Genomic DNA, 22,267 nt, shown 5'->3' on the forward strand with positions numbered 1-22,267 from the left:
GAGGCACTTCCCGCGTACCGCACGTTCTCGGTCCCGCCCTACTAACGCGCAGTCCCATCAGCAGGTTCCCGGCTCGGGGGTCCCACCCAGCGGTAGCTGGGGGAGGATACAGTCGCCGGGCGGGCCGCAACACCGACGGGGACAGGGAGAGGGCCATTACCGGCAACCGGCAGGCGAGCTGGGCGTTCGCCGACGCCTTCGTCGCCGAAGACGACGCGCTGATACGAGCCCGGCGGCGCGCCCACGAGTCCGGTCTGCGCCCTGTGTCCCCCGGAACCGGCGCGACGCTGCGGCTGCTCGCCGCCGCCTCCGACGCCAAGGCCGTCGTCGAGATCGGCACCGGCACCGGTGTGTCCGGCATCCATCTGCTGCTCGGGATGCGGCCGGACGGCGTGCTGACCACCGTCGATTCGGAACCCGACCGCCAGCAACTGGCCCGCGAGGCCTACCGGGACGCCGGCTTCGCCGCCAACCGCGCCCGGTTCATCCCCGGCCGCGCGCTGGAGGTCCTGCCGCGGCTGGCGGACGGCGGGTACGACCTCGTCTTCTGCGACGGGGACCGTCTCGAGTACCTGGACTACCTCGGCGAATCGTTGCGCCTGCTGCGTCCGGGCGGGCTGGTCTGCTTCGAGGGGACCTTCGCCCAGGGCCGCACGCTCGACGCGGCCCATCAGGACACCGAGGCCGTGCGGCTGCGCGAGCTGATGCGCGCGGTCCGCGAGAGCAAGGCGTTCGCGCCCGTCCTGCTGCCCACCGACGACGGGCTGCTCTGCGCGGTCCGCCGAGGCCCGTAGCCGGGTCCCGGACACGGCAGCGGCCCCGGTTCCGGACCTGGAACGGTCAGGAATCGGGGCCGTGACGTTTATTGGGAACGCGCTCGTGTCAGGCGATGGCCTTCTTCAGCGCGTCGCCGAGGGCATCCGCCTCGTCAGGAGTCAGCTCGACAACAAGCCGTCCGCCGCCCTCGAGCGGAACGCGCATGATGATGCTCCGCCCCTCCTTGGTGACCTCGAGCGGGCCATCACCCGTCCGCGGCTTCATGGCCGCCATGCTCGTTCCCCTTCCTGAAACCAGCTCGGACTCGAACACATTGGTTCTCGACCATTATCCCGCATGTGCCGACCCGATGACCAACATCGGTTCCCATCCGTTCGAGAAACCCCTCCCACAAAACCGGCCAATTCGGTGATGAGACTGCGATACTTCGCCGCCGCACTCCCGTTCCGTGCCGCATTCGCCCCGTTGAATGTTTGACGTACGTCACATGTTCGCCTGTGGCGATGTCCGGCATGCTGGCCAGGACCGGAGCCGCGACGAAGGGGATCATCCATGTCCGACAGCGTGCTGTACGAGGTGAGCGACGGGCTCGCGACCATCACCTTGAACCGTCCCGATGCCATGAACGCCCTGAACGTCGAGACCAAGGTCGCGCTCCGCGAGGCCGTCCGGGGCGCGGCGGCGGATTCCCAGGTCAGGGCCGTTCTGCTGACCGGAACCGGGCGCGCCTTCTGCGTCGGCCAGGACCTCAAGGAGCATGTCGGCCTGCTGATGGAGGACCGCGAGTCCGGCACGGGCGCCACGATGTCGACGGTCCGGGAGCACTACAACCCCATCGTCACCGCCCTCGCGACGATGCCGAAGCCGGTGGTCGCGGGAATCAACGGGGTCGCCGCGGGCGCCGGCGCGGGTCTGGCGTTCGCCTCGGACTACCGGGTGGTCGCCGACACGGCGAGTTTCAACACGTCCTTCGCGAAGGTGGCACTGACCGCGGACTCGGGCGCGTCGTGGACCCTCCCCCGGCTGATCGGCCACGGCCGCGCCGCCGATCTGCTGCTCTTCCCCCGCAACGTGACCGCCCAGGAGGCCCTGGAGCTCGGAATCGCCAACAAGGTCGTCCCGGCCGCGGACCTGGCCGCTGAGGCCCTGGCGGTGGCACGGAGCCTCGCGGCGGGGCCGACGGTGGCCTACGCGGCGATCAAGGCGTCGCTGGCGTACGGGACGGACCACTCGCTCCTGGAGACGCTGGAGAAGGAGGACGAGCTCCAGACCATCGCGGGCGCGTCGGAGGACCACCGGATCGCCGTGGAGGCGTTCCTCAAGAAGGAGCCGCCGCGCTACCTGGGCCGGTAGCGGCGCAACAGGTCTACGACCTGGTGGTCCGCACGTGGCAGCCGGCCAGGTGGTCGTCGACCAGGCCGCAGGCCTGCATCATCGCGTAGGCCGTGGTCGGCCCGACGAAGCGGAAGCCCTGCTTCTTGAGGTCCTTGGCCAGCGCAACCGACTCGGGCGTGGTCGCCGGTACGTCGTCGAGCGTGCGCGGCACCGGCCGGCCCGCCGGGTCCGGCGCGTGCGACCAGATGAGCTCGTCGAGGCCGCCGGCGCCCAGCCCGGCGGCCACGTGGGCGTTACCGAGGGACGCGTCGATCTTGGCGCGGTTGCGGATGATGCCGGGGTCGGCGAGCAGCCTTTCCCGGTCCTCGTCGGTGAACGCCGCGACCGCCTTGATGGAGAAGTCCGCGAAGGCGGCGCGGAAGCCCTCGCGGCGGCGCAGGATCGTGATCCAGGAGAGCCCGGACTGGAACGCCTCCAGGCACAGCCGCTCGTAGAGCGCGTCGTCGCCGTGCACCGGACGGCCCCACTCGCCGTCGTGGTACGCCACGTACTCCGGCGCCGACAGCCCCCAGGGGCAGCGGGCCAGGCCGTCCTCGCCGGTGACCGTGCCGCGCTCACTCATGGGGGCGGTCCTCCGGGTCCTTGCGCAGCGAGGGCGGGGTGTCCGACGGTGCGTCCGGCCGCATGGGCGGCTGGTCGAGGACCGACAGCGAGAGCGGCGGGTCCAGCAGTGCCGGCGTGCCCAGGGCGGTCGCCTGGGCGCCGGCCAGGGCCGACTCCAGATCCGCGATGCGCGCGTCCCGCTCGGCCAGCTCCGCCGCGAGGCGGTCCAGCACCTCGTCCGCGTCGAGCATCCGGTAGCCGCGTACGGCCACCGGCAGCCGCAGCCCGTCGATGTCGGCGCGGACCAGCGGGCGGTCGACGGGCAGCCGGTCGTCGATCCGGTCCGGGTCCGCGTCGCGGAGCGGGCCGCCGTCGCCGAGTACGGCCAGTGCCACTGCGGCGACCACCGCGACCAGCGCGATGAGCATGAACCAGAACAAGACCGTCTCCCGGGGCCGCGCGATGTGTTTGCACGATGGTGCCATGTCCGGCCCCCGCCGGACCCTCCTGTGGGGAGCCGGCACCCTCCTGCGGCTATCGTCGCCGGTGGGCGATCTACAGGAGGCACACGCAAATGCTGCGGCTGGGCACGCGGGAGTTCGGCGACGACGAGCTGGTCATCATGGCGATCGTGAACCGGACACCCGATTCGTTCTACGACCAGGGCGCCACGTTCAGCGATGAACCGGCCCTGCTGCGCGTGGAACGGGCGGTGTCCGAGGGCGCCGCGATCATCGACATCGGCGGGGTCAAGGCCGGTCCCGGAGAGGACGTCTCGGCCGAGGAGGAGATCCGCCGCACGGTCGCCTTCGTCGCCGAGGTCCGCCGGCGGCACCCGGACGTCGTGATCAGCGTCGACACCTGGCGGCACGAGGTGGGCGAGGCGGCCTGCGAGGCGGGCGCCGATCTGCTGAACGACGCCTGGGGCGGCGTCGACCCGAAGCTGGCCGAGGTCGCCGCCCGCTACGACGCCGGGCTGGTCTGCACGCACGCCGGCGGCGTCGAGCCGCGCACCCGCCCGCACCGGACCGGGTACGAGGACGTCATGGCGGACATCCTGCGGGTCACCGTGGGCCTCGCGGAGCGGGCCGTCGGGCTCGGTGTGCGGCGCGACGCCGTCCTCATCGACCCCGGGCACGACTTCGGCAAGAACACCCGGCACTCGCTGGAGGCGACCCGGCGGCTCCCGGAGATGACGGAGACCGGGTGGCCGGTGCTGGTGTCGCTGTCCAACAAGGACTTCGTGGGCGAGACGCTCGACCGCCCGGTCAAGGAACGGCTGATCGGGACGCTGGCGACCACCGCGGTCTCGGCCTGGCTCGGGGCCCGGGTGTACCGCGTCCACGAGGTCGCCGAGACCCGTCAGGTGCTGGACATGGTGGCCTCCATCGCGGGGCACCGGCCGCCCGCGGTCGCCCGCCGCGGGCTGGCGTAGGGGCGCGGCTCAGCCCTCGGTCTCCTTGGTCACCAGGGCCACGGCCTCGTCCACGTCGTCGGTCAGATGGAACAGCTCCAGATCGGCCGCGGAGGCCTTGCCGCCCTCGATCAGGGTGCCCCGGACCCAGTCGACGAGGCCGCTCCAGTACGCGGTGCCGAACAGGACGATCGGGAACCGGGTGACCTTCTTCGTCTGGACGAGGGTGATGGCCTCGAACAGCTCGTCCAGGGTGCCGAAACCGCCGGGGAGCACGACGAAGCCGCGCGCGTACTTCACGAACATCGTCTTGCGGACGAAGAAGTAGCGGAAGTTCACCCCGATGTCGACGTAGGGGTTGAGGCCCTGCTCGAAGGGCAGCTCGATGCCGAGCCCGACGGACACCCCGCCGGCCTCGCCCGCGCCCTTGTTGGCGGCCTCCATGGCACCGGGGCCGCCGCCGGTGATCACCGCGAAGCCGGCCTCGGCCAGCGCGCGGCCGATCGAGATGCCCGCCGCGTACTCCACGGAGTCGACCGGGGTGCGCGCGGAGCCGAACACGCTGACCGCGGGGCCGAGTTCGGCCAGGGCGCCGAATCCCTCGACGAACTCGGACTGGATGCGCATGACCCGCCAGGGATCGCCGTGCACCCATTCCGAGGGGCCGCGGCTGTCCAGCAACCGCTGGTCGGTGGTGCCGGCCTGTACCTGGCCGCGCCTCCGGACCACCGGCCCGGTGTGCCGTTCCGGCCAGCCCTGTCCCTGCGGAGAAGAGTGCTCGGCCGCCTCGTTGGCCGCCGCTGCCGCCTCCTGCGCGTTGCTCGTGTCCCTGCGTGCGGTACTCATGCGAGCAGCGTACGACGCATCACGGCGCGTCCGGGCTGGCCAGCGGCACAACGCGCGGAGCCTCCAGGTGGCTGCTCACCCAGGTGAGCGCGTCGGGGAACATCCGTCCCCAGGTCTTCCAGTTGTGGCCGCCGGTGTCCAGCAGCATCGGGGTGACGGTCGTCGGCGCCTGCACCGCGTGGCCGAGCCACTCGGCGAACCGCGGCGGGCTCTCGGGGTCCTGGACGCTCGACCCCACCAGGAGGTCCACGTTCGGCTTGGTGTTGTGGGCCAGCCACAGCGGTGAACGGGGGCCCTCGGCGGGGTTGTCGGGGGCCAGCGCGGCGCCCGCCACGTACCGGGAGGGGTAGTCGAGGGCGAGCCGGGCGGCGCAGTAGCCGCCGGTCGATATGCCCATCACCGCCCAGCCGCTCGGGGCGGGCAGCGTACGGAAGTTGTGCGCGACCACGTCCGGCACGTCCTGGGCGAGCCAGGTGCCGCCCTTGCCCCGGCCCGGCGCGTCGGCGCAGCCGGCCTTGGCGCCCTTGGGCGTGATCGTCGGCAGGACGAGGATGGCCGGCTCGGCCTTGCCCTCGGTGATCTGCCGCTCCATGATCTGGCCGAGCCGCATGGCGCGCAGGAAGCTGCGCGGGCTCCCGGGCAGGCCGTGCAGCACCACGATCACCGGGAAGCGGGTGTTCGCGTACTCCTTCTTGTCGTACTGCGGCGGCGTCCAGACCATGACGTCACCCGACGCGCCGGATTTGGCGCCGAGCACGTCCGCCTTGCGGAACCCCTGCGCGTACGGGGCGAACTTCACCGTCAGCTGCGCCGGTCCCGGCGGGGGCGCCTTGTGCTTCGCGGAGGTGTTCATGCTGCCGCCCCCGCTGCCGCCGCCGAGCAGGTCGTCCCAGGAGGCGTAGAAGCCGTACTGGTTGTTCACCCCGGCCATCACCACGAAGACCGCCGTCAGCTGGCACACCACGATCATCCCGACGCGGGCGGGCAGCCGGACCAGCCGGGGGCCCGGCACACGCCCCCACAGCAGCACGGCCCCCGCCACGGCCACGACGGCCGCGACGATGAGCACCACGAAGAACAGCGGACTGGTCAGTCCCATGGAACGGCCTTCTTTCCCCCCACACGATCGGTTGCATCCGATCACACCATGGTGGGAACATCACGCGGATAACGGCCCGTGCGGTTCCCACCCAGCCCCCCCGCCGGGTCCTGGGCGTCAGGCGGTGAGCCAGGCCCGCAGCCGCTCCTCGGCCTCCAGGACGGCGGCCACCGACACATTCTCCTCGCGGGTGTGGGCCAGCTTGGGATTGCCGGGACCGTAGTTGACGGCCGGGATGCCGAGGGCGGAGAAACGGGCCACGTCGGTCCAGGATTCCTTGCCGAAAGGCTCAGTTCCGATGGCCGCGACGAACGCGGCGGCGGCCGGCTGGGACAGTCCGGGCAGCGCGCCGGGCGCGCTGTCGGTGGGCACGACCTCGAATCCCTCGAAGACCTCGGTGACGTGCGCGAGCGCCTCGGCCTCGGTCTGATCGGGCGAGAACCGGTAGTTGACGATCACGGCGCACGTGTCGGGAATCACATTCCCCGCGTGCCCGCCCTCGATCATCACCGCGTTCAGGCCCTCGGGGTAGACCAGCCCGTCGATGACGACCCGGCGGGGCTCGTAGGCGGCGAGCCGGGCGAGGATCGGCGCGGCCTTGTGGATGGCGTTCTCACCGAGCCAGCTGCGCGCGGAGTGGGCGCGGCGGCCGGTGGTCTGCACCCTGACCCGCAGGGTGCCCTGGCAACCGCCGTGCACCTGGGCGTCGGTGGGCTCCAGGAGCACCGCGAAGTCGCCCGCCAGCCACTCCGGGTGGTTCTCGACGAGCCGCTTGAGGCCGTTGAACTGGGCGGCGATCTCCTCGGCGTCGTAGAAGACGAAGGTGAGGTCGCGGTTGGGCTCGGGCACGGTCGCGGCGAGGCGCAGCTGTACGGCGAGGCCGGACTTCATGTCGGTGGTGCCGCAGCCCCACAGCAGTCCGTCGGCGTCGAGCCGGGACGGCAGGTTGTCCGCGATCGGCACCGTGTCGAGGTGTCCGGCGAGCACCACCCGCTCGGCGCGGCCCAGGTTCGTCCGTGCCACGACCGCGTCCCCGTCCCGGTCCACGGTCAGGTGCGGAAGGGCGCGCAGCGCCTCCTCCACGATGTCGGCCAGCGCCTTCTCGGCGAGGCTGACAGAAGGGATGTCCACGAGCTGCGCCGTGACGGCGGCGGCATCCTGGCTGAGGTCGAGCGGGCTTGCGGTCATGCCCCCGACCCTACCGGCGGTGCCCGGAGGCCTCCCGCGACGTGCGCACGTCCGGCGTCGGCGTTCGGGCTCCGGGAGCGGTGTGTGGGTACGGTGGGCCTCATGTCCCAGCCTTCGCCGACGCCGGAGCGGCGTCCTCGCCGGAACGGCCGCCGACTCCGGCTGACCGTGGCGGGCCTCGTCCTGCTCGGGATCGCCGGATACGGCGCCTACTACGTCGTCGAGAGCCGCTCCCAGCGCGCCGGGTGCACGGTCGCGGCGGACGGCAACACCATGGAGCTCGAATCGCAGCAGGCGGAGAACGCCTCGACGATCGCCGCGGTCGCGACGTCCAGGGGGCTGCCGGAGCGGGCGCTGACGATAGCGCTGGCCACCTCGATGCAGGAGTCGATGCTCCGCAATCTCGACCACGGCGACCGGGACTCGCTCGGCCTGTTCCAGCAGCGGCCCTCGCAGGGCTGGGGCACCCCGGCACAGATCATGGACCCGGTGCACGCCACGAACGAGTTCTTCGACGGCCTGGTGAAGATCGAGGGCTATGCGCGGCTGCCGCTGACCGTGGCCGCCCAGCGGGTGCAGAAGAGCGGCTTCCCCCAGGCGTACGCGAAGCACGAGGCGGACGCGACCCTGCTGACCTCGGCGCTGACCGGCCGGCAGCCCGGCGCGCTCAGCTGCACCCTGAGCTCGGGCGAGACCGTTACGACGGGCGATCCCGCGCGGGTCCGCAAGCAGCTGGCCCGTGAGTTCGGACCGCAGGTCACCCCGCGCCCGGCCGAGGGCAGGGCCGGTGGCGGCACGGCGCGCGAGCGGACCGTCCAGGTGCCGTCGACCCCCGCCGGAGGCGCGGCGGAGGGGGACGGGAAGCGCCGCGGCTGGGAGCTGGCGCAGTGGGCGGTGGCCCATTCCGCGGAGCTGAAGGTCGAGAAGGTCTCGTTCCGGGACAAGCAGTGGCGGGCGGCCGATTCCGGCAAGGGCTGGCAGAAGTCCGACACCAGTGCGGCCGAGACCGCCGACGGCGACGTACGGATCACGGTCGCGCAATAGTGCGGCGCATCACCCGCAGGCGCATAGCGGCTACGTCAAACTCCGGAAGCGGCCAATTCCCCCGACCGGCCGCCAACTCCCTTGTGACGCAAGCGATGTGACGTTTCCTCACTTCTTTGCGCCGTGACCGGAATGGACCATTTTGCCGGAGCACTATTATGCGACGCATTACCAACTCTTTACCTCGAACGGCCGCAACCTTCGGGCTCCTGGAGCGGTAGTCAGCACGTCCGCCCGGCGGACATGTCCCGTCCCCCCTCCGTAAAAGGAGCACCATGTCCCTCCCCCTTTCGCGTCGGATCGCCCGTGCTGCCCTGCTGATCGGTGCGGCCGCGGCTCCCCTGCTGGGCGCCGGCGCCGCGTCGGCCGCCGAGCTGCCGCAGACGGCTGACCTGGGTGGACTGACCAACCTTGACGGCGCGAGCCTCGGCAACACCCTCGACGGCGCCTCCCAGCAGGCCAGCGGCCTGGCCACCGAGGCCGGCAGCAAGACCGTGCAGACGGCCGTCCCGGCCGCGGGCCGGACGGTCGGCACCACCGGCAAGACCGCCGCCCCGGCCGCCCAGAAGGCCGCAGGCGACGCCGCCGGCTCCACCGGCGATCTCCTCGGCTCGACCACCAAGTCCGTGGGCGCGGCCGGCCTGTCCGGCGCCGACACCCTCCCGGTCGCCGGCATGCCCGGCGGTTCCTCGCTCCCGTCGGCCGGCACCCTCCCGATCAGCACCCTCCCGACCGACGCACTGCCGCTCAGCAGCCTGCCGATCGGCGGCTAGGCACGGCGGACCCACGCGAAGGGGCCCGGAGAGCGCGCGCTCTCCGGGCCCCTTCCGGCGTTGCGGGGACAACAGGGGACGTCAGGCCAGCCGGCGCACCGCGGCGTCCACCCGCTCGTCGAGCGCGGTGAACGCGACCCGTACGAAGTGCGCGCCCGTCGGACCGTAGAACTCGCCCGGCGCGACCAGGATGCCCTGCTTGGCCAGGTCACCGACGGTGTCCCAGCAGGACTCCCCACGCGTCGCCCACAGGTAGAGGCTGGCCTCGCTGTGCTCGATCCGGAATCCGGCGGCCTCGAAGGCGGTCCGCAGCACGGCCCGCCGCCGGGCGTAGCGCTCCTTCTGCACGACGGCGTGCTCGCGGTCGCCGAGCGCGGCGATCATCGCGGACTGCACGGGCGCCGGGACGATCATGCCGGTGTGCTTGCGCACCCCCAGCAGCTCCTTGACGACGGCCGCGTCGCCGGCCAGGAACGCGCCCCGGTACCCGGCGAAGTTGGAGCGCTTGGAGAGCGAGTGGACGGCGATCAGCCCGTCGTGGCTGTCACCGCACACGTCGGGGTGCAGCACGGAGACCGGTGCCGCGTCCCAGCCCAGCTCGATGTAGCACTCGTCGGAGACGACGAGGATGCCGTGCTCGCGCGCCCAGTCCACGATGCGGCGCAGCTCGGCGGCGTCCAGCACCCGGCCGGTCGGGTTCGACGGGGTGTTGAGCCAGAGCAGCCGGACCCGCGCCGGGTCGAGGTCGGCGACCGGGTCGGCGTACGTCACCGGCTCGGCGCGGGCGACGAGCGCCCCGATCTCGTACGTCGGGTAGGCCAGCTCCGGGTAGGCGACCTGATCGCCCTCGCGCAGCCCCAGCAGCGTCGGCAGCCAGCCGACCAGCTCCTTGGAGCCGATCAGCGGCAGCACGTTCGCCGGCTGGGCGCCCGCGATGCCGAGCCGGTCCCGCAGATAGTCCGCGACGGCGTCCCGCAGCGAGCCGGTGCCGTACGTCAGCGGATAGCCGGGGCTGTCCGCCGCGGCGGACAGTGCCTTGCGGATCACGGCCGGGACCGGGTCCACGGGGGTGCCCACCGACAGGTCGACGATGCCGTCGGCGTGTGCGGCCGCCGCGGCCTTGTACGGCTCTAGCCGGTCCCAGGGGAAGACGGGGAGACGGTCGGAGACTGGCGCCACGCTGGTGCTCACTTTCCTGGACTGGAGAACGACACCGGTCCCGTACGGAAGCCTCCCCGTACGGGACCGACGCGTCGTGCGGTCTTGATCAGCCGGGCTGGTTCTGCGGTTCCAGCGCGGCGATGAAGGGGTGGTCCCGCTCGATCAGTCCGAGCTTCGAGGCGCCACCGGGCGATCCGAGCTCGTCGAAGAACTCCACATTCGCCTTGTAGTAGTCCTTCCACTCCTCCGGGGTGTCGTCCTCGTAGAAGATGGCCTCGACCGGGCAGACCGGCTCACAGGCGCCGCAGTCGACGCATTCGTCCGGGTGGATGTACAAGGACCTGGAGCCCTCGTAGATGCAGTCGACCGGGCACTCTTCGATACACGCCTTGTCCTTGACGTCGACACAAGGCTGCGCGATGACGTAGGTCACGCTGTCGTTCCTCCTCGGTAGGGCTCATCTCGCGCGGGAGCGCGGCGTCGTCGATGCCCGCCTCTAGTATCTCCGTTCCTGGGCACGAGACGAACAAGAGGGGCACTGATGACTATGGATTTTGCCGCCACAGGACGGCTAGTGGTCCGCATCAGCCCTGCTGACGTGGGGAAACGCGTTTCGGTACGGCGGGTACTGGAGATCGCTGACGGGCAGCCTACGTTCAGCGACACCCTCGGTGTTCTCGCATCGTGGGATCACGGCGTGGTGTGCGTCACCCGCCGGGACGGTGAAACCGTCCGGATCGCCGAATCTGCGCTGGTCGCGGGAAAGGTCGTGCCCCCCGCTCCGGTCCGCCGCAGCGCTCGGGTGAGCGCGGCGGAGCTCCAGGAAGCGGCCTCGCGCGCCTGGCCGGCCACGGAGAGCGAGCGGCTGGGCGAGTGGACGCTGCGGGCCACAGAAGGGGTGCGCGGAGCGCTCCCTCGGAAGGGTGGTGGTGGGCGACGGGAGGGCTTCACGCGGCGGGCCAACTCCGTTCTCGCGCACGGTGATCCGGAGATGCCGCTGGACGAGGCGCTGGAGTTCGTCGTGCGCTGGTACGGCGAACGCGGCACGACCCCGTACCTCCAGGTCCCCGACGACGGGCCGCTCGCCGCCGAGCTCGACCGGCGCGGCTGGCTCCGGGAGGCCGACACCCTGGTCCGTACCGCACCCCTCGCGCCGCTCGCGGAACTGCCCGGCGCGGACGCCGTCACCCTGACCCGCGAGCCCGGGGATTCCTGGCTCGCGTCGTACCACCGCACGGGTGACCTGGCGGAACAGGCACTGAAGGTGGTGCTCGGCGGGCCGTCCGTCTGGTTCGCCACCGCGCCCGGGGCGATCGGGCGCGGCGTGGTGGACGGCCGGTGGGCGCTGTTCGGTGCCGTCGAGGTCGAACCGGCGTTCCGGCGGCGGGGGCTCGCCACCGCGGTGATGGCCGCGCTCGCCCGCCGGGCCGTCGAGGAGGGCGCGTCGTTCGCGTATCTCCAGGTCGAGGCGGACAACGACGCCGCGCGGGCGCTGTACGACCGGATGGGCTTCACCACCCATCACGGCTACCACTACCGCCGGCCGTCGCCGTGACGGGCCCGTGGCGTGAGCGCTTCGCGGAGGCGGCCCGCGAGGAGCGGCCCGACCTCGCCGAGCTGTGCCTGCTGATCGGCGCGGAGGCCGACCCCGAGTTCGGCCGGACCGGTCCGGACACGGCGCAGATCGAGCTCGACCGGCTGGCCGGAATGCTGCCCTACGGCCTCACGACGCCCGACGACTGGGCCCGCGCGCTGTCCGCGCTCCTCGGCGGCACCTGCGGCTTCGCCGGGCTGCCCGCCGACTACGGGCGGCTGGAGTCCTCGCTGCTGCACGAGGTGCTGCGCCGCCGGCGCGGTCTGCCGATCCTGCTGTCGGTGGTCTGGATCGAGGTCGGCCGGCGGGCCGGCGCCCCGGTCTACGGGGTGGCCCTGCCCGGCCATTTCGTCGTCGGCCTGGGTGATCCCGCCGGGCACTTCGTGCTCGCCGACCCGTTCCACGGCGGCCGGGTGCTCGACTCCGACGACGCCGGGCTGCTCGTCGCGGGCGCGACCGGCGCCCCGCTGGCGCCGGACATGCTGGTGCCCGCCGACCCGCTCGACATCGTGCTGCGGGTGCTGAACAACATCCGCGCCTGGGCGGCCGCCCGGCCCGAGGAGATCGGCGTGCAGCTGTGGGCCGTCGAGCTCGCCCTGCTGCTCCCCCGGCACCCGGCCCGGCTGCGCTACGAACGCGCCCAGCTCCTCGTACGGCGCGGTGACTACCTGCAGGGCGCGGCCGAGATGGAGGCCTACGCGGAGATGCTGAAGATCATCGATCCGGAGGCCGCGAAGTCCATCCAGGGACAGGCCAGATCGGCGCGCGCGCTGCTGAACTGAGCCGCCGGACAGACCCTAGAGCCAGCCCTTCTCGCGGGCGATCCGCACCGCTTCCGCCCGGTTGCGGGCGCCCGTCTTCTGGATCGCCGTCGAGAGGTAGTTGCGGACCGTGCCCTCGGACAGCAGCAGGCTCCGTGCGATCTCCGCGTTCACCGACCCGTCGGCCGCCGCCCGCAGTACGTCCCGCTCGCGGGCGGTCAGCGGGTCCGCCCCGTCGGCCAGCGCCGCCGCCGCGAGCGTCGGGTCGATGACCCGCTCCCCGCGCAGCACCCGCCGTACCGCGTCGGCGAGCTGGGACGCCGGCGCGTCCTTGACGAGGAACGCCTCGGCGCCGGACTCCATCGCGCGCCGCAGGTACCCGGGGCGGCCGAACGTCGTGACGATCACGATCCTGATGCCCGGCAGCGCCTTGCGGAGCTGCGCCGCCGCCTCGATCCCGGTCAGGCCGGGCATCTCGATGTCGAGCAGCGCCACGTCCGGTGCGTAGGCGCGGGCCGCCGCCAGCACCTCGTCGCCCCGGGCGACCTGGGCGACCACCTCTATGTCGTCCTCCAGGCCCAGCAGCGTGGCCAGCGCTTCCCGCACCATCGACTGGTCGTCGGCGAGGAGGACTCGTACGTTCCGTGCGGGTGGCCCGCCGCTGGCCTCAGTCATACGGCCAGAGTAGGGCCGCCGCACCGTCAGGCCGTCGTACCCTCGGCGTCCACGTGCGGCAGCACCCGGTCGAGCCAGCGCGGCATCCACCACGCGTGCCGGCCGAGCAGCGTCATGACCGCGGGCACCAGCAGGAGCCGGACGATGGTGGCGTCGATCAGGACGCTCACCGACAGGCCGAGACCCAGCATCTTGATGACGATGTTGTCGCTGAGGATGAACGCGGCGAAGACGCTCACCATGATCAGCGCGGCGCAGGTGATCACCCGTGCGGTGATCTCCAGACCGTGCGCCACGCTGCCCTTGCTGTCCCCGGTGCGCTCCCAGGCCTCGTGCACCCGCGAGAGCAGGAACACCTCGTAGTCCATGCTGAGCCCGAAGACGATGGCGAACATCATCATCGGCACATAGCTCTCGATCGGGACCGTGCCGTTGACGCCGAGTGCCGGGCCGCCCCAGCCCCACTGGAACACCGCGACCACCACCCCGTACGAGGCGGCGATCGACAGCAGGTTGAGCACGGCGGCCTTGAGCGCCACCAGCAGACCGCGGAAGACGGTCAGGATGATGATGAAGGCCAGCCCCACCACCACCGCGATGATCAGCGGCAGCCGTGCGGAGATCAGGTCCAGGAAGTCCACCTGGGCGGCGGTCGTCCCGGTCAGATAGGTGCGGGCGGCGGTGCCCGACACCGCCTTCGGCAGGACGTCGTCCTCGAGATGGTTGGTCAGATCCGTGGTGCCCGCGGCCTGCGGAACGACCTCGGAGATCGCGGTGGAGATCAGCACCTGGCCGTTGCTGGTGGGCTGCGGCGGGCTGATGCTCGCCGCGCCGGGTACGCCGGTGAGCGCCTTCTGCACCGAGGTGGCCAGCGCCGCCCGGTCGGCGGCCGGTACGTCGGTCTGGTCGACCACGATGGTCAGCGGACCGTTGGCACCGGGCCCGAAGCCTTCGCTGATCAGGTCGAACGCCCGCCGGTCGGTGAAGCTGGTCGGATCGGCGCCGTCATCGATATGGCCGAGCCGGATCGACAGCAGCGGGATCGCCAGGACCGCGATCACCACCACCCCGCCGAGCAGGAACCACCAGGGGCGGCGCTCCACCCGCTGGGCGTACCGGTGCCAGCCGCCCTGCGCCTCGCCCTCCAGGCCCTGGGTACCCTCCGCGACGGGCTTGCGGAAGGTGAAGCGGTCGATCCGGCGACCGATCAGTCCGAGCAGCGCGGGGACCAGGGTGAGCGCGCCCAGCACCGCCGTGACCACGGTGACGCCCGCCGCCACGCCCAGCTTGCCGATGAAGCTGACCCGCGACACGTACAGGCCGAGCAGCGCGACGATCACCGTGCAGCCGGAGACCAGGACCGCCCGGCCGCTGGTGGCCACCGCCCGGCCCGCCGCGACGGGCGGATCGTCGCCGTCCATCAGCAGCTGGCGATAGCGGGTGATCAGGAACAGCGCGTAGTCGATGCCCACGCCGAGCCCGATCATCGTGGCCAGGGTCGGCGAGACGCTCGCGAAGGTGGAGGCCGCCGCCAGCAGGCTCAGACAGCTCAGCCCGACGATCACCGCGATCAGCGCGCTGACGAGCGGCAGGCCGGCGGCGATGACGCTGCCGAATCCCACCAGCAGGACGACCACCGCGACGGCGAACCCGATGGCCTCGCTGGTGAAGTCCTTGGTGTCGGGCCGGGCGGCCTCGCCGAGAGGTCCGCCGTACTCGACGTCGATGCCCGCGGACCGCAGCGAGGCGACGGCGCCGTCGACGTTGCCGACCAGGGATTCGCCGATCGACGTGGGATTCTTGTCGAAGCGGACGGTGATGTAGCCGATCGTCCCGTCCTTGGAGATCGCACCCGTCGGCGGGGCGGACGCCGAGGCCGGCAGCGGGCTCGTCACCGAGGTCACGTGCGGGACCCTCTGGAGCGCGGCGACGGTCTGGTTGATCTGGTCCGTGACGCCGGTCAGCTGGCCCTTGGAGTCGTGCATGACCACCTGGGCGCTGGTGCCGCTGGAGGCCGGAGCGTTCTTCTGGAGCACCTGCTGGCCGGTGTTCGACCGGGTGCCCGGCAACGAGAAGTCGTCCGAGTACGTGCCGCCGAAGGTGTTCTGCAGGACGTGCAGCCCGGCCAGGGCGACCAGCCAGACGATGATGACCACGACGCAGCGCCGGGCGCACCACTCACCGAGCCTGCGCAGTGCTCCCGCCCGTTCGGAGCCGGGCCCCGGTCCGGCGCTCGTGGACCGTCGTGCAGCCATGCGTTCTCCCTGGAGCCCTGGGATGCGAACGGCGATCGGCGGACCGGCGCCGGCCGAGGCGGTCTTCGGCTGGTGACAGGTAGCCGACGGAGCTCCGCGGGAAACCGGCACACGTCCGAACGGGGGGACGCGACGCCGCCGCGTACCAGGTCAGGCGAGGGGCGGAACCGTCACCACAGGGGTACGCCGTGGCACGCTCGCGCTGAGCGTGAAACCGGTCGGCGCCGCCGGGCCGGTGGTGAGGCTGCCGCCGGCGAGCAGCAGGCGCTCCTCCAGGCCGGAGAGGCCGTTGCCGGGGCCGCCGGCGGGGCCGCGGCCGTCATCCGTCACGGTGAGGACGACGGTGCCGGCGCCGTCGTCGGACCGCTCGGTGAGGGTGATCACGCAGCGGGTGGCGCCGCTGTGCCGGATGACGTTGGTGATCGCCTCACGAAGGGCCCAGGCCAGCGCGCCCTCGGTGTCCGGGGCGAGCGCCGGGGACGTTCCGTCGTCCTGTGCGGCCGCGGTGGGCGGCAGCTCCACCGGGAGGTCGGCGGCGATGCCGGCGGCGGCCAGCGCGGTGCGGGCTCCGGCCAGTTCGGTGGCCAGCGTGGGGCGGCGGTAGCCGCTCACCGCCTCACGGACGTCGACGAGCGCCTGGCGGCTGACCTTCTCGATGTCGGCGACCTGCTGCGCGGCGTCCACCGGCCGGTCCGGGAGCATCCGGCCGGCCAGCTCGCTCTTGAGCGTGATCAGGGACAGCGAGTGGCCGAGCAGATCGTGCAGATCACGGGCGAGCCGCAGCCGTTCCTCGGTCGCGGCGAGCTGCGCCACGGTCTCCCGCGCCTCGCGCAGCTCCCGCATCGTCTGGACGAGTTGTCTGATGCCCACCATCGCGAACCCTCCGAGGAGGCAAGGGATCAGCAGCGCCGGAAAGAGGTCCCGCTGGGTGTCGACGAAGGAGCCGATGAGGGCGAGCGCCCCGGTGGCGGCCGGGATCAGCCAGCGGGACCGGGTCGGCGGCAGAACCGCCCCGCACGCCACCGAGACGTAGACGAAGAGCACCAGCCAGGGCTTGCCCAGGGTCGCCGAGGTGACCGCCGCCAGCCCGGCGAGGGCGCACAGCACCCAGTACACCCAGCGCTTCTCCTCCTCGGTGTTGGTCCGCAGGAAGACCAGCGACAGATAGGCGATGACGAATCCCGTGAGGCCCAGCGAGGCCAGGACGACCACCGCGGTCCCGTGGCCGCCGTGCACCAGGTCGTCCACCGGGGCGCCCAGGTAGAGCATCCAGATGGCGATCCACAGCAGCTTGACCACGGCCTGCCTGCGGGTCTCCGGCACGCGGCCCATGGAGGTGGAGTCGGCGGCCTCCAGCTCCGCGCGCCACGGCGCCCAGTTCTCTCGTCCGGCGCGGGCGCCGTCGGCGGGGTTCACGGACTTCACGGGCTTCACGGTGTCACGCCTTCTGGGTGTCCTTGCGGTACAGGTACGCCGCGCCGCCCGCGAAGACCAGCAGATAGACCAGCAGGATCGCGATGTCCTTCACATGCGGGGCGTCCCCGAGCTCGACGGCCTGGCCGAGCGCCGCGTAGGGCCGGGCCGGCAGGTACTGGGCGATGTTCTGCATCCACTGCGGGAAGGATGTGAAGGGCACCCACAGACCGCCCAGCAGCGCCAGCGCGAAGTAGGCGATCATCGAGATCGGCCGGGCGACATCGGCGGACGCGACGTAGCCGATGGCCACCCCGAGCGCCGCGAAGACGAAGCTGCCGGCCCAGCTGCACAGCAGGATCGCGACCCACTGCCAGGCGTCCAGGCGCACCTGCTTCACGGCCGCGCCGACGATCATGACGAGCAGGATCGACGGCAGGCTGATGGTGGCCGCCGAGGCGATCTTCGCGGTGACGTAGCCGCGGCCGGGCAGCGCGGTGAGCCGCAGCTGGCGCACCCAGCCCTTCTCGCGCTCCCGGGCGATCCGCTCGGCGTTGCCCATCAGGACGGCCGTCATGGCACCGAACGCGGACATCGCGACCATGAAGTACGCGACCGTCGACAGATCGGTGCCGGGCAGCTTCGCCTTGGGGTCGGTGCCCGCCGTGATGATCAGGAAGAGCAGCGGCGGATAGATCACCGAGAAGAACATGAACTTCTTGTTGCGCAGGACGCGCAGGATCTCCAGCTTGATCAGAGTCTTCATCGCTCTTCCGCCTCCTCGGCGGATGCCGCGTCGGTGATGGCGAGGAACGCCTGCTCCAGGCCGAGGCCCGCGACTTCGAGATTGCGGGGGTAGAGCCCCAGGCCGTAGACCGCGTGCATCGTCGCGTCGGCGTCGTCGGAACGGATCCGGACGGTGGCCCCGGACACCTCGACGCCCACCAGGTGCGGCAGCGCCCTGAGCGCGGGTTCGTCGATCGCGCCCTGGAGGTCGAAGGTGATCCGGCGGGCACCGGCCCGCGCCTTGATCTCGGCGGCGGTGCCGTCGGCGATGAGCCGGCCGCGGTGCAGGACCAGGACGCGGTCCGCGATCGCGTCCGCCTCCTCCAGGTAGTGGGTGGCGAACAGCACCGTGCGGCCCTCGTCGACCCGGCGGCGCATCGTCGCCCAGAACGCCTGACGGGCGGTGACGTCCATCCCGACGGTCGGCTCGTCGAGCACGATCAGATCGTTGTCGCCGGCGGTGGCGAGCGCGAAGCGGACCCGCTGCTCCTGGCCGCCGGAGAGCCTGTTGACCTTGCGGTCGCCGATGTCGGTGATGTCGGCGGTGGCCAGCACCTCGTCCACCGGGTAGGCACGCGGGTGCAGCGCACAGGCCAGGGAGATGATCTCCCGCACCGTCACGTCCTCCATGAGGCCGCCGCTCTGCAGCATCGCGCCGACCCGGCCCTGCGCGATGGCCTGCGCCGGGGTGGTGCCGAAGACCTCGATACCGCCGGAGTCGGGGTTGCGCAGCCCGAGCAGCAGATCGAGGGCCGAGGACTTGCCGGCCCCGTTGGGACCGAGCAGCGCCACGGTCTCGCCTGGGTGCAGGGTCAGGGTGAGGTCGGCGACAGCGTGCACAGGGCCGAAGCTCTTGTTCACGCCGCTGAAGCCGACCACGGGTTCGCCCGTAGTGGGCCCGTCGGTCGCGGTCTGTACGGCTGGTGCGGTCATGGCATCAGCTTCGCCGAGCGGCGGGCCCTCCCGGCAGTGCCGGACATCGTGTCTTCCGCATGACAGATGTCATGGTCCGGACCGCTGCCGGGGGCCCAGGACGATACGACCTGGCGCTACTTCGCCACGTGCGGGATCACCACGGTCTTCTTGGACTGGTCCGACGAGTTCAGCGCCGGCAGCATCGCGTCGGCGACGTCCTTCGGGGTGACGGCGGACTTCGTGCCGTTGTCCCGCACGATGAGCACGCCGGTGAACGCCTTGCCGTACAGGTCCTTGAGGACGACCAGGTCGAAGGACGGCTGGAGCTTGCCGTTGGCGTCCGCGACCATCGTCAGGAACTTGGGCAGCGACTTGTTCGGGCCGAACGGGACCTTGTGCGAGCCGTCGGCCTTCACGGTGACGATCCCGGCCATCGCGGACTTGCCGAAGCCGGCGATCGCCTCGTCGATCTGGGCCTGGGTGACCTTCGGCTGCACGGTCGTGGCGGTCAGCTCCACCAACTGGTCCCGGCCGGTCTCGGCGCGGGTCCGGTACGCGTCGGTGACCTTCTTCATCGAGCCGTCGACGTCGACGGCCTGCCGCGGGGTGCCGGGTACGCCGACGGCCTTGCCGCTGACGAACTTCACCATGCCCTCGGAACCGGATCCGCCGGCCGCCTGTTGCGACAGGTTCTGCAGCGCGGACTTCAGCTTCTCGTCGTCCTCGACGAGCACGGGTTCGGCCGGCCGCGCTCCGCCGAGGAGCGAGCCGATCACCGAGACCGGGTTGTAGTCGGTGTGCGCGACGGAGCGGACGGTGGCCAGGTTGTCGATGGAGAGGCCGGCCACCGAGGGCTTGAGCTCCAGCGTCCGGGCGCCGATCTTCACCTTGATCGGGGCGGTGATGCGGTTGCCGAGCTTCGCGTCGAGCGCCTTGACGGCCTCGTCGCGCGACTTCCCGCCGATGTCGACACCGAGGACGGTGGTGCCCTTGGGCACTTCGGCGTGGTTCATCAGCAGGCCGGCGCCGTAGGCGATACCCGCGAGGAAGACCAGGAGGCCGCCCGCCAATATCACCTTGGAGCGGCCCTTGGGCTTCGCCGGAGTGCTGTCCGCCTCGAAGCGGTAGGAGTCCTCGCCGGCGGCCGGCGGCTTGGGCGTCCTGGGGCCGGCGGGCACCGTCGGGATGCCGCTGACCAGCGTGTCGCCCGACACGCGCCCACCGGGAGCACCGGGGGCGGCGGGAGCACCGGGCCCGGTGGTGCCGGGGGCGGGCTGGCCCGCCAGGGGCAGCCGCGCCGCGCCGGTCACCGGGCCGGTGGTCGGTCCCGCCGGTCCTTGCGGACCCTGGCCCGCGGGCGGCTGGTAGGCGGGGAAAGGCGTGCTGCGGTCGCCCTCACCGGGCGCTCCGCCCGGCCCGAACGGGGGGCCGTTGAACGCCGGGTCGGCGAAGCCGGGATCGCGGTAGGACGGGTCGCTGAACGCGGGGTCCTGCGGGGCCAGCGGGTTCGAGCCGGGCCACGGGGTGTCGTCCCGGTTCCCGGGGAAGGCTCCCGGGCCACCGAGCGGGGTGCCCATCGGCGGCGCCAGGTACGGGCCCGCCGTCGGCTGTCCGCCGGCCGGCCGGGGGTCGCGGACGTCGTCGGGGAACTGCAGGCCGGCGACGCTGATCGGCTGGGTACTGTCCGATGCCGGAGGCGGCGTGGGACCCGGTGCGGGGGACGGCGCGGGAGCCGCCGCGGAGGTCTTCCGGGGGGCGAACCAGTCGCTGGTCCGCTCCGGCCCGGGGGCCTCGTCCGGCTCCGGTTCCCCGGCCGGCTCGGCAGCGGGCGCGGGCGCCGGCACGGCGTTCCAACTGAACGCGGGGCGGCCCGGGTCGGGGTCGCCGGACGGTTCCGCGGGCGTGCGGTCCTCGACGGGGGTCCGCATGACCAGCGGCGGAATCGGCCGGGATCCGGGGATGTTGATCCGGATCCTGGTGGTCATCGTGGTCTCGGTCCTGGGCTCCTCGGCGGCCGGCGGCACCGGTGCCTCGGGCGTGGCGTCGCCGTCCTGCGACCCCTCCTGCGGGTGCAGCGACGGAAACGGGCGGGTTCCGTACGGCGGGGTCCCCGACGGGTACGCGGCCCCGCCGCGACCCCCCTGGTTCCCGGAGGACGAACTGTCAGTTTCACGACTCAAAGCAGGCTCTCCCGGTTAGCTTCGCCACCTCACGGCCATCCTCAGGCGGCTCGCCAGCGCGCACCACCATACTGGGCGGCGCCGGAGCGATCCCCGTGACCGGTGGAACGCTCGCTCCTCAGCACACCACGGACAGCGGGTCAGCCGCCAAGTCGGGAGTCATTAGCCCCGGATGAGGGCAATTGCGGCAAAGTGGCGCAGACCACTCCCGCGAGTGCTCCCCCCAACAGATAGATGTACGGGCCGATACCGGCCGCGAAGAGGAAGTCGCCCTCGGGTCGCGCGGAGCTCAGCAGCATCACGGTGATCAGCCACACGGCGCCCGGTACCGCCGCTCCCAACCGGGTGCCGGTGAGCTTCACCCCGCCGTAGAACAGCCCCGCGACGCCCGCCAGCGCGAGCAGCAGCCCGCCGGGGAACCAGCCGTCCTGGACCAGCGCGCCCGCCCCGCCGACCAGCGCGGCGAGCACCCCGAGCACGAGATACGACACGGTCCGGCCCGTGCCGCCCATCCCCGCGCGGCCCGCCGATCGCTGTGCTTCCTTGCCCGCACCCGCCGTCGTGGCCGGCCTCATACCCGCACCCCGACGAACAGGTCGTCCTCGCGCTCCGCGCCCGCGGTCCCCTGCACCAGCACGTAGTACTCGGAGGCGAACAGCGGCTGCCCGAGGTCGTTGGAGAGGGCGAAGAACGGGCCGTCCACCGCGATCTGGGTGAAGTGGGCGCGCATCGCCGCGGCCTTGCGCTCCCCGTACGCGGTCCCGTCGATCGCCGCCGTCACCTTCGCGTCGTCGACCACGCCCGGTACGTCGTCGGCCGAGGCGATCCCCTCGAAGGGGATCTCCTTGCCGGCCGCCTCGAGGGCCGCGAAGCCCTCCTCGATCACGGAGCGCGGTACGCAGTTCCAGTAGATCTTCTCGATGGCGTGGCCCTCGGCCGCGGCCAGCTCGGCCGCGCGCATCGCGACACGGTGCGCCTGGATATGGTCGGGGTGCCCGTAGCCGCCGTTCGGGTCGTAGGCGACCAGGACCTGCGGCCGGACCTCGCGGATGACTTCCACAAGATGGCCGGCGGCCTCGTCCACGTCGGCCTGCCAGAAGCAGTCCGGGTTCTCGTTCTGGACGACGCCCATCATCCCCGAATCGCGGTAGCGGCCGGGCCCGCCCAGGAAGCGGTGATCGGTGACCCCGAGCTCCTTCATGGCCGCTGCGAGCTCTCCGATGCGATGCCGGCCGAGGGTGTCGTCACGGTCCGCGGCCAGATGCGCGAGATCGGTCGGGATGACCTCGCCCTCTTCGCCGAGAGTGCAGGTCACGAGGGTGACATGGGCGCCTTCGGCCGCGTACTTGGCCATCGTCGCGCCATTGTTGATCGACTCGTCGTCCGGGTGCGCATGGACGAGCAGCAGCCGCCTGGGAGGGAGATCGCTCATGGGGAGAGCGTAACGA

Annotated in this window: 23 protein-coding genes; 7 read left to right on the forward strand and 16 right to left on the reverse strand. The window is 72.0% G+C overall.

Annotated features, from left to right (window positions below):
- The first annotated feature begins 155 nt into the window (after window positions 1-155).
- Window positions 156-794 (forward strand): O-methyltransferase, encoded by a 639-nt coding sequence (locus O3W51_RS17890; protein ID WP_244809857.1) that lies wholly within the window; start codon window positions 156-158, stop codon window positions 792-794.
- An 88-nt stretch (window positions 795-882) separates the two neighbouring features.
- Here O3W51_RS17890 and O3W51_RS17895 read toward each other — a convergent pair whose 3' ends face one another.
- On the reverse strand, window positions 883-1,050 hold the full coding sequence (locus O3W51_RS17895) for a DUF3117 domain-containing protein (RefSeq protein ID WP_069464762.1): 168 nt from the start codon (window positions 1,048-1,050) through the stop codon (window positions 883-885).
- A gap of 279 nt (window positions 1,051-1,329) precedes the next feature.
- Here O3W51_RS17895 and O3W51_RS17900 point away from each other — a divergent pair, with 279 nt between their 5' ends.
- The gene (locus O3W51_RS17900; RefSeq protein WP_138351005.1) at window positions 1,330-2,130 is read left to right on the forward strand and encodes an enoyl-CoA hydratase/isomerase family protein; all 801 of its coding nucleotides are present in this window, start codon (window positions 1,330-1,332) and stop codon (window positions 2,128-2,130) included.
- A 13-nt stretch (window positions 2,131-2,143) separates the two neighbouring features.
- Here the strand turns inward: O3W51_RS17900 and O3W51_RS17905 are convergent, their stop codons facing one another.
- Together O3W51_RS17905 and O3W51_RS17910 are read right to left on the reverse strand one after the other, a co-directional pair.
- Window positions 2,144-2,734, reverse strand: a complete 591-nt coding sequence (locus O3W51_RS17905) for a DNA-3-methyladenine glycosylase I (RefSeq protein WP_198357010.1) — start codon at window positions 2,732-2,734, stop codon at window positions 2,144-2,146.
- Complete coding sequence (locus O3W51_RS17910) at window positions 2,727-3,155, reverse strand: cell division protein DivIVA (protein ID WP_232484654.1); 429 nt, start codon at window positions 3,153-3,155, stop codon at window positions 2,727-2,729. The genes O3W51_RS17905 and O3W51_RS17910 overlap by 8 nt, the downstream gene beginning before the upstream one ends.
- Before the next feature lie 134 nt (window positions 3,156-3,289).
- On the opposite strand from O3W51_RS17910, the gene folP reads away from it, so the two are divergent.
- Window positions 3,290-4,150, forward strand: a complete 861-nt coding sequence (folP, locus tag O3W51_RS17915; protein ID WP_138351007.1) for a dihydropteroate synthase — start codon at window positions 3,290-3,292, stop codon at window positions 4,148-4,150.
- Window positions 4,151-4,159: 9 nt separating this feature from the next.
- Here folP and O3W51_RS17920 read toward each other — a convergent pair whose 3' ends face one another.
- The 3 genes from O3W51_RS17920 to dapE all read right to left on the reverse strand — a co-directional run bounded on the left by O3W51_RS17920 (window position 4,160) and on the right by dapE (window position 7,262).
- A complete protein-coding gene (locus tag O3W51_RS17920) occupies window positions 4,160-4,975 on the reverse strand; it encodes a TIGR00730 family Rossman fold protein (protein WP_138351008.1) in 816 nt (271 codons plus the stop codon).
- Between the two features lie 19 nt (window positions 4,976-4,994).
- Complete coding sequence (locus O3W51_RS17925) at window positions 4,995-6,074, reverse strand: alpha/beta hydrolase (protein WP_164295281.1); 1,080 nt, start codon at window positions 6,072-6,074, stop codon at window positions 4,995-4,997.
- A 117-nt stretch (window positions 6,075-6,191) separates the two neighbouring features.
- Window positions 6,192-7,262 (reverse strand): succinyl-diaminopimelate desuccinylase, encoded by a 1,071-nt coding sequence (gene dapE, locus O3W51_RS17930; protein ID WP_138351010.1) that lies wholly within the window; start codon window positions 7,260-7,262, stop codon window positions 6,192-6,194.
- A 102-nt stretch (window positions 7,263-7,364) separates the two neighbouring features.
- On the opposite strand from dapE, the gene O3W51_RS17935 reads away from it, so the two are divergent.
- Window positions 7,365-8,306, forward strand: coding sequence for a heavy metal transporter (locus O3W51_RS17935; RefSeq protein ID WP_198357012.1), 942 nt, complete (start codon window positions 7,365-7,367; stop codon window positions 8,304-8,306).
- Window positions 8,307-8,581: 275 nt separating this feature from the next.
- Window positions 8,582-9,079, forward strand: a complete 498-nt coding sequence (locus O3W51_RS17940; RefSeq protein ID WP_138351012.1) for an ATP-binding protein — start codon at window positions 8,582-8,584, stop codon at window positions 9,077-9,079.
- An 81-nt stretch (window positions 9,080-9,160) separates the two neighbouring features.
- Here the strand turns inward: O3W51_RS17940 and dapC are convergent, their stop codons facing one another.
- Both dapC and fdxA read right to left on the reverse strand, forming a co-directional pair.
- Window positions 9,161-10,258 carry a succinyldiaminopimelate transaminase gene (dapC, locus tag O3W51_RS17945; protein ID WP_164295283.1) on the reverse strand — a complete coding sequence of 366 codons (1,098 nt, stop codon included), beginning with the start codon at window positions 10,256-10,258 and terminating at the stop codon, window positions 9,161-9,163.
- A gap of 88 nt (window positions 10,259-10,346) precedes the next feature.
- Window positions 10,347-10,673, reverse strand: coding sequence for a ferredoxin (gene fdxA, locus O3W51_RS17950; RefSeq protein ID WP_138351014.1), 327 nt, complete (start codon window positions 10,671-10,673; stop codon window positions 10,347-10,349).
- A gap of 114 nt (window positions 10,674-10,787) precedes the next feature.
- On the opposite strand from fdxA, the gene O3W51_RS17955 reads away from it, so the two are divergent.
- Together O3W51_RS17955 and O3W51_RS17960 are read left to right on the forward strand one after the other, a co-directional pair.
- Window positions 10,788-11,795, forward strand: coding sequence for a GNAT family N-acetyltransferase (locus O3W51_RS17955; RefSeq protein ID WP_138351086.1), 1,008 nt, complete (start codon window positions 10,788-10,790; stop codon window positions 11,793-11,795).
- Window positions 11,792-12,616 carry a transglutaminase-like domain-containing protein gene (locus O3W51_RS17960; protein WP_138351015.1) on the forward strand — a complete coding sequence of 275 codons (825 nt, stop codon included), beginning with the start codon at window positions 11,792-11,794 and terminating at the stop codon, window positions 12,614-12,616. Before O3W51_RS17955 ends, O3W51_RS17960 begins: the two co-directional genes overlap by 4 nt.
- A 15-nt stretch (window positions 12,617-12,631) precedes the next feature.
- Here O3W51_RS17960 and O3W51_RS17965 read toward each other — a convergent pair whose 3' ends face one another.
- From O3W51_RS17965 to mshB, 8 genes are all read right to left on the reverse strand, one after another.
- On the reverse strand, window positions 12,632-13,270 hold the full coding sequence (locus O3W51_RS17965; protein ID WP_198357013.1) for a response regulator transcription factor: 639 nt from the start codon (window positions 13,268-13,270) through the stop codon (window positions 12,632-12,634).
- Window positions 13,271-13,296: 26 nt separating this feature from the next.
- Window positions 13,297-15,525, reverse strand: coding sequence for an MMPL family transporter (locus O3W51_RS17970; RefSeq protein ID WP_269286770.1), 2,229 nt, complete (start codon window positions 15,523-15,525; stop codon window positions 13,297-13,299).
- 150 nt (window positions 15,526-15,675) lie between these two features.
- Window positions 15,676-16,857, reverse strand: a complete 1,182-nt coding sequence (locus O3W51_RS17975) for a sensor histidine kinase (RefSeq protein WP_198357101.1) — start codon at window positions 16,855-16,857, stop codon at window positions 15,676-15,678.
- A 106-nt stretch (window positions 16,858-16,963) separates the two neighbouring features.
- Entirely contained in the window at window positions 16,964-17,704 is a 741-nt protein-coding gene (locus O3W51_RS17980) for an ABC transporter permease (RefSeq protein ID WP_138351018.1), read from the reverse strand.
- A complete protein-coding gene (locus tag O3W51_RS17985) occupies window positions 17,701-18,657 on the reverse strand; it encodes an ABC transporter ATP-binding protein (protein ID WP_198357015.1) in 957 nt (318 codons plus the stop codon). Before O3W51_RS17985 ends, O3W51_RS17980 begins: the two co-directional genes overlap by 4 nt.
- Before the next feature lie 116 nt (window positions 18,658-18,773).
- A complete protein-coding gene (locus tag O3W51_RS17990) occupies window positions 18,774-20,819 on the reverse strand; it encodes a hypothetical protein (RefSeq protein ID WP_187145000.1) in 2,046 nt (681 codons plus the stop codon).
- Between the two features lie 140 nt (window positions 20,820-20,959).
- Window positions 20,960-21,394: a DUF6113 family protein gene (locus O3W51_RS17995; RefSeq protein WP_381586408.1), complete on the reverse strand. Its 435-nt coding sequence runs from the start codon at window positions 21,392-21,394 to the stop codon at window positions 20,960-20,962.
- Window positions 21,391-22,251 carry an N-acetyl-1-D-myo-inositol-2-amino-2-deoxy-alpha-D-glucopyranoside deacetylase gene (mshB, locus tag O3W51_RS18000; protein WP_138351020.1) on the reverse strand — a complete coding sequence of 287 codons (861 nt, stop codon included), beginning with the start codon at window positions 22,249-22,251 and terminating at the stop codon, window positions 21,391-21,393. Before mshB ends, O3W51_RS17995 begins: the two co-directional genes overlap by 4 nt.
- Between the last annotated feature and the right edge of the window lie 16 nt (window positions 22,252-22,267).

It is taken from the genome of Streptomyces sp. H39-C1 (genome assembly GCF_027158125.1).
Taxonomy (GTDB): Bacteria; Actinomycetota; Actinomycetes; order Streptomycetales; family Streptomycetaceae; genus Actinacidiphila; species Actinacidiphila fildesensis.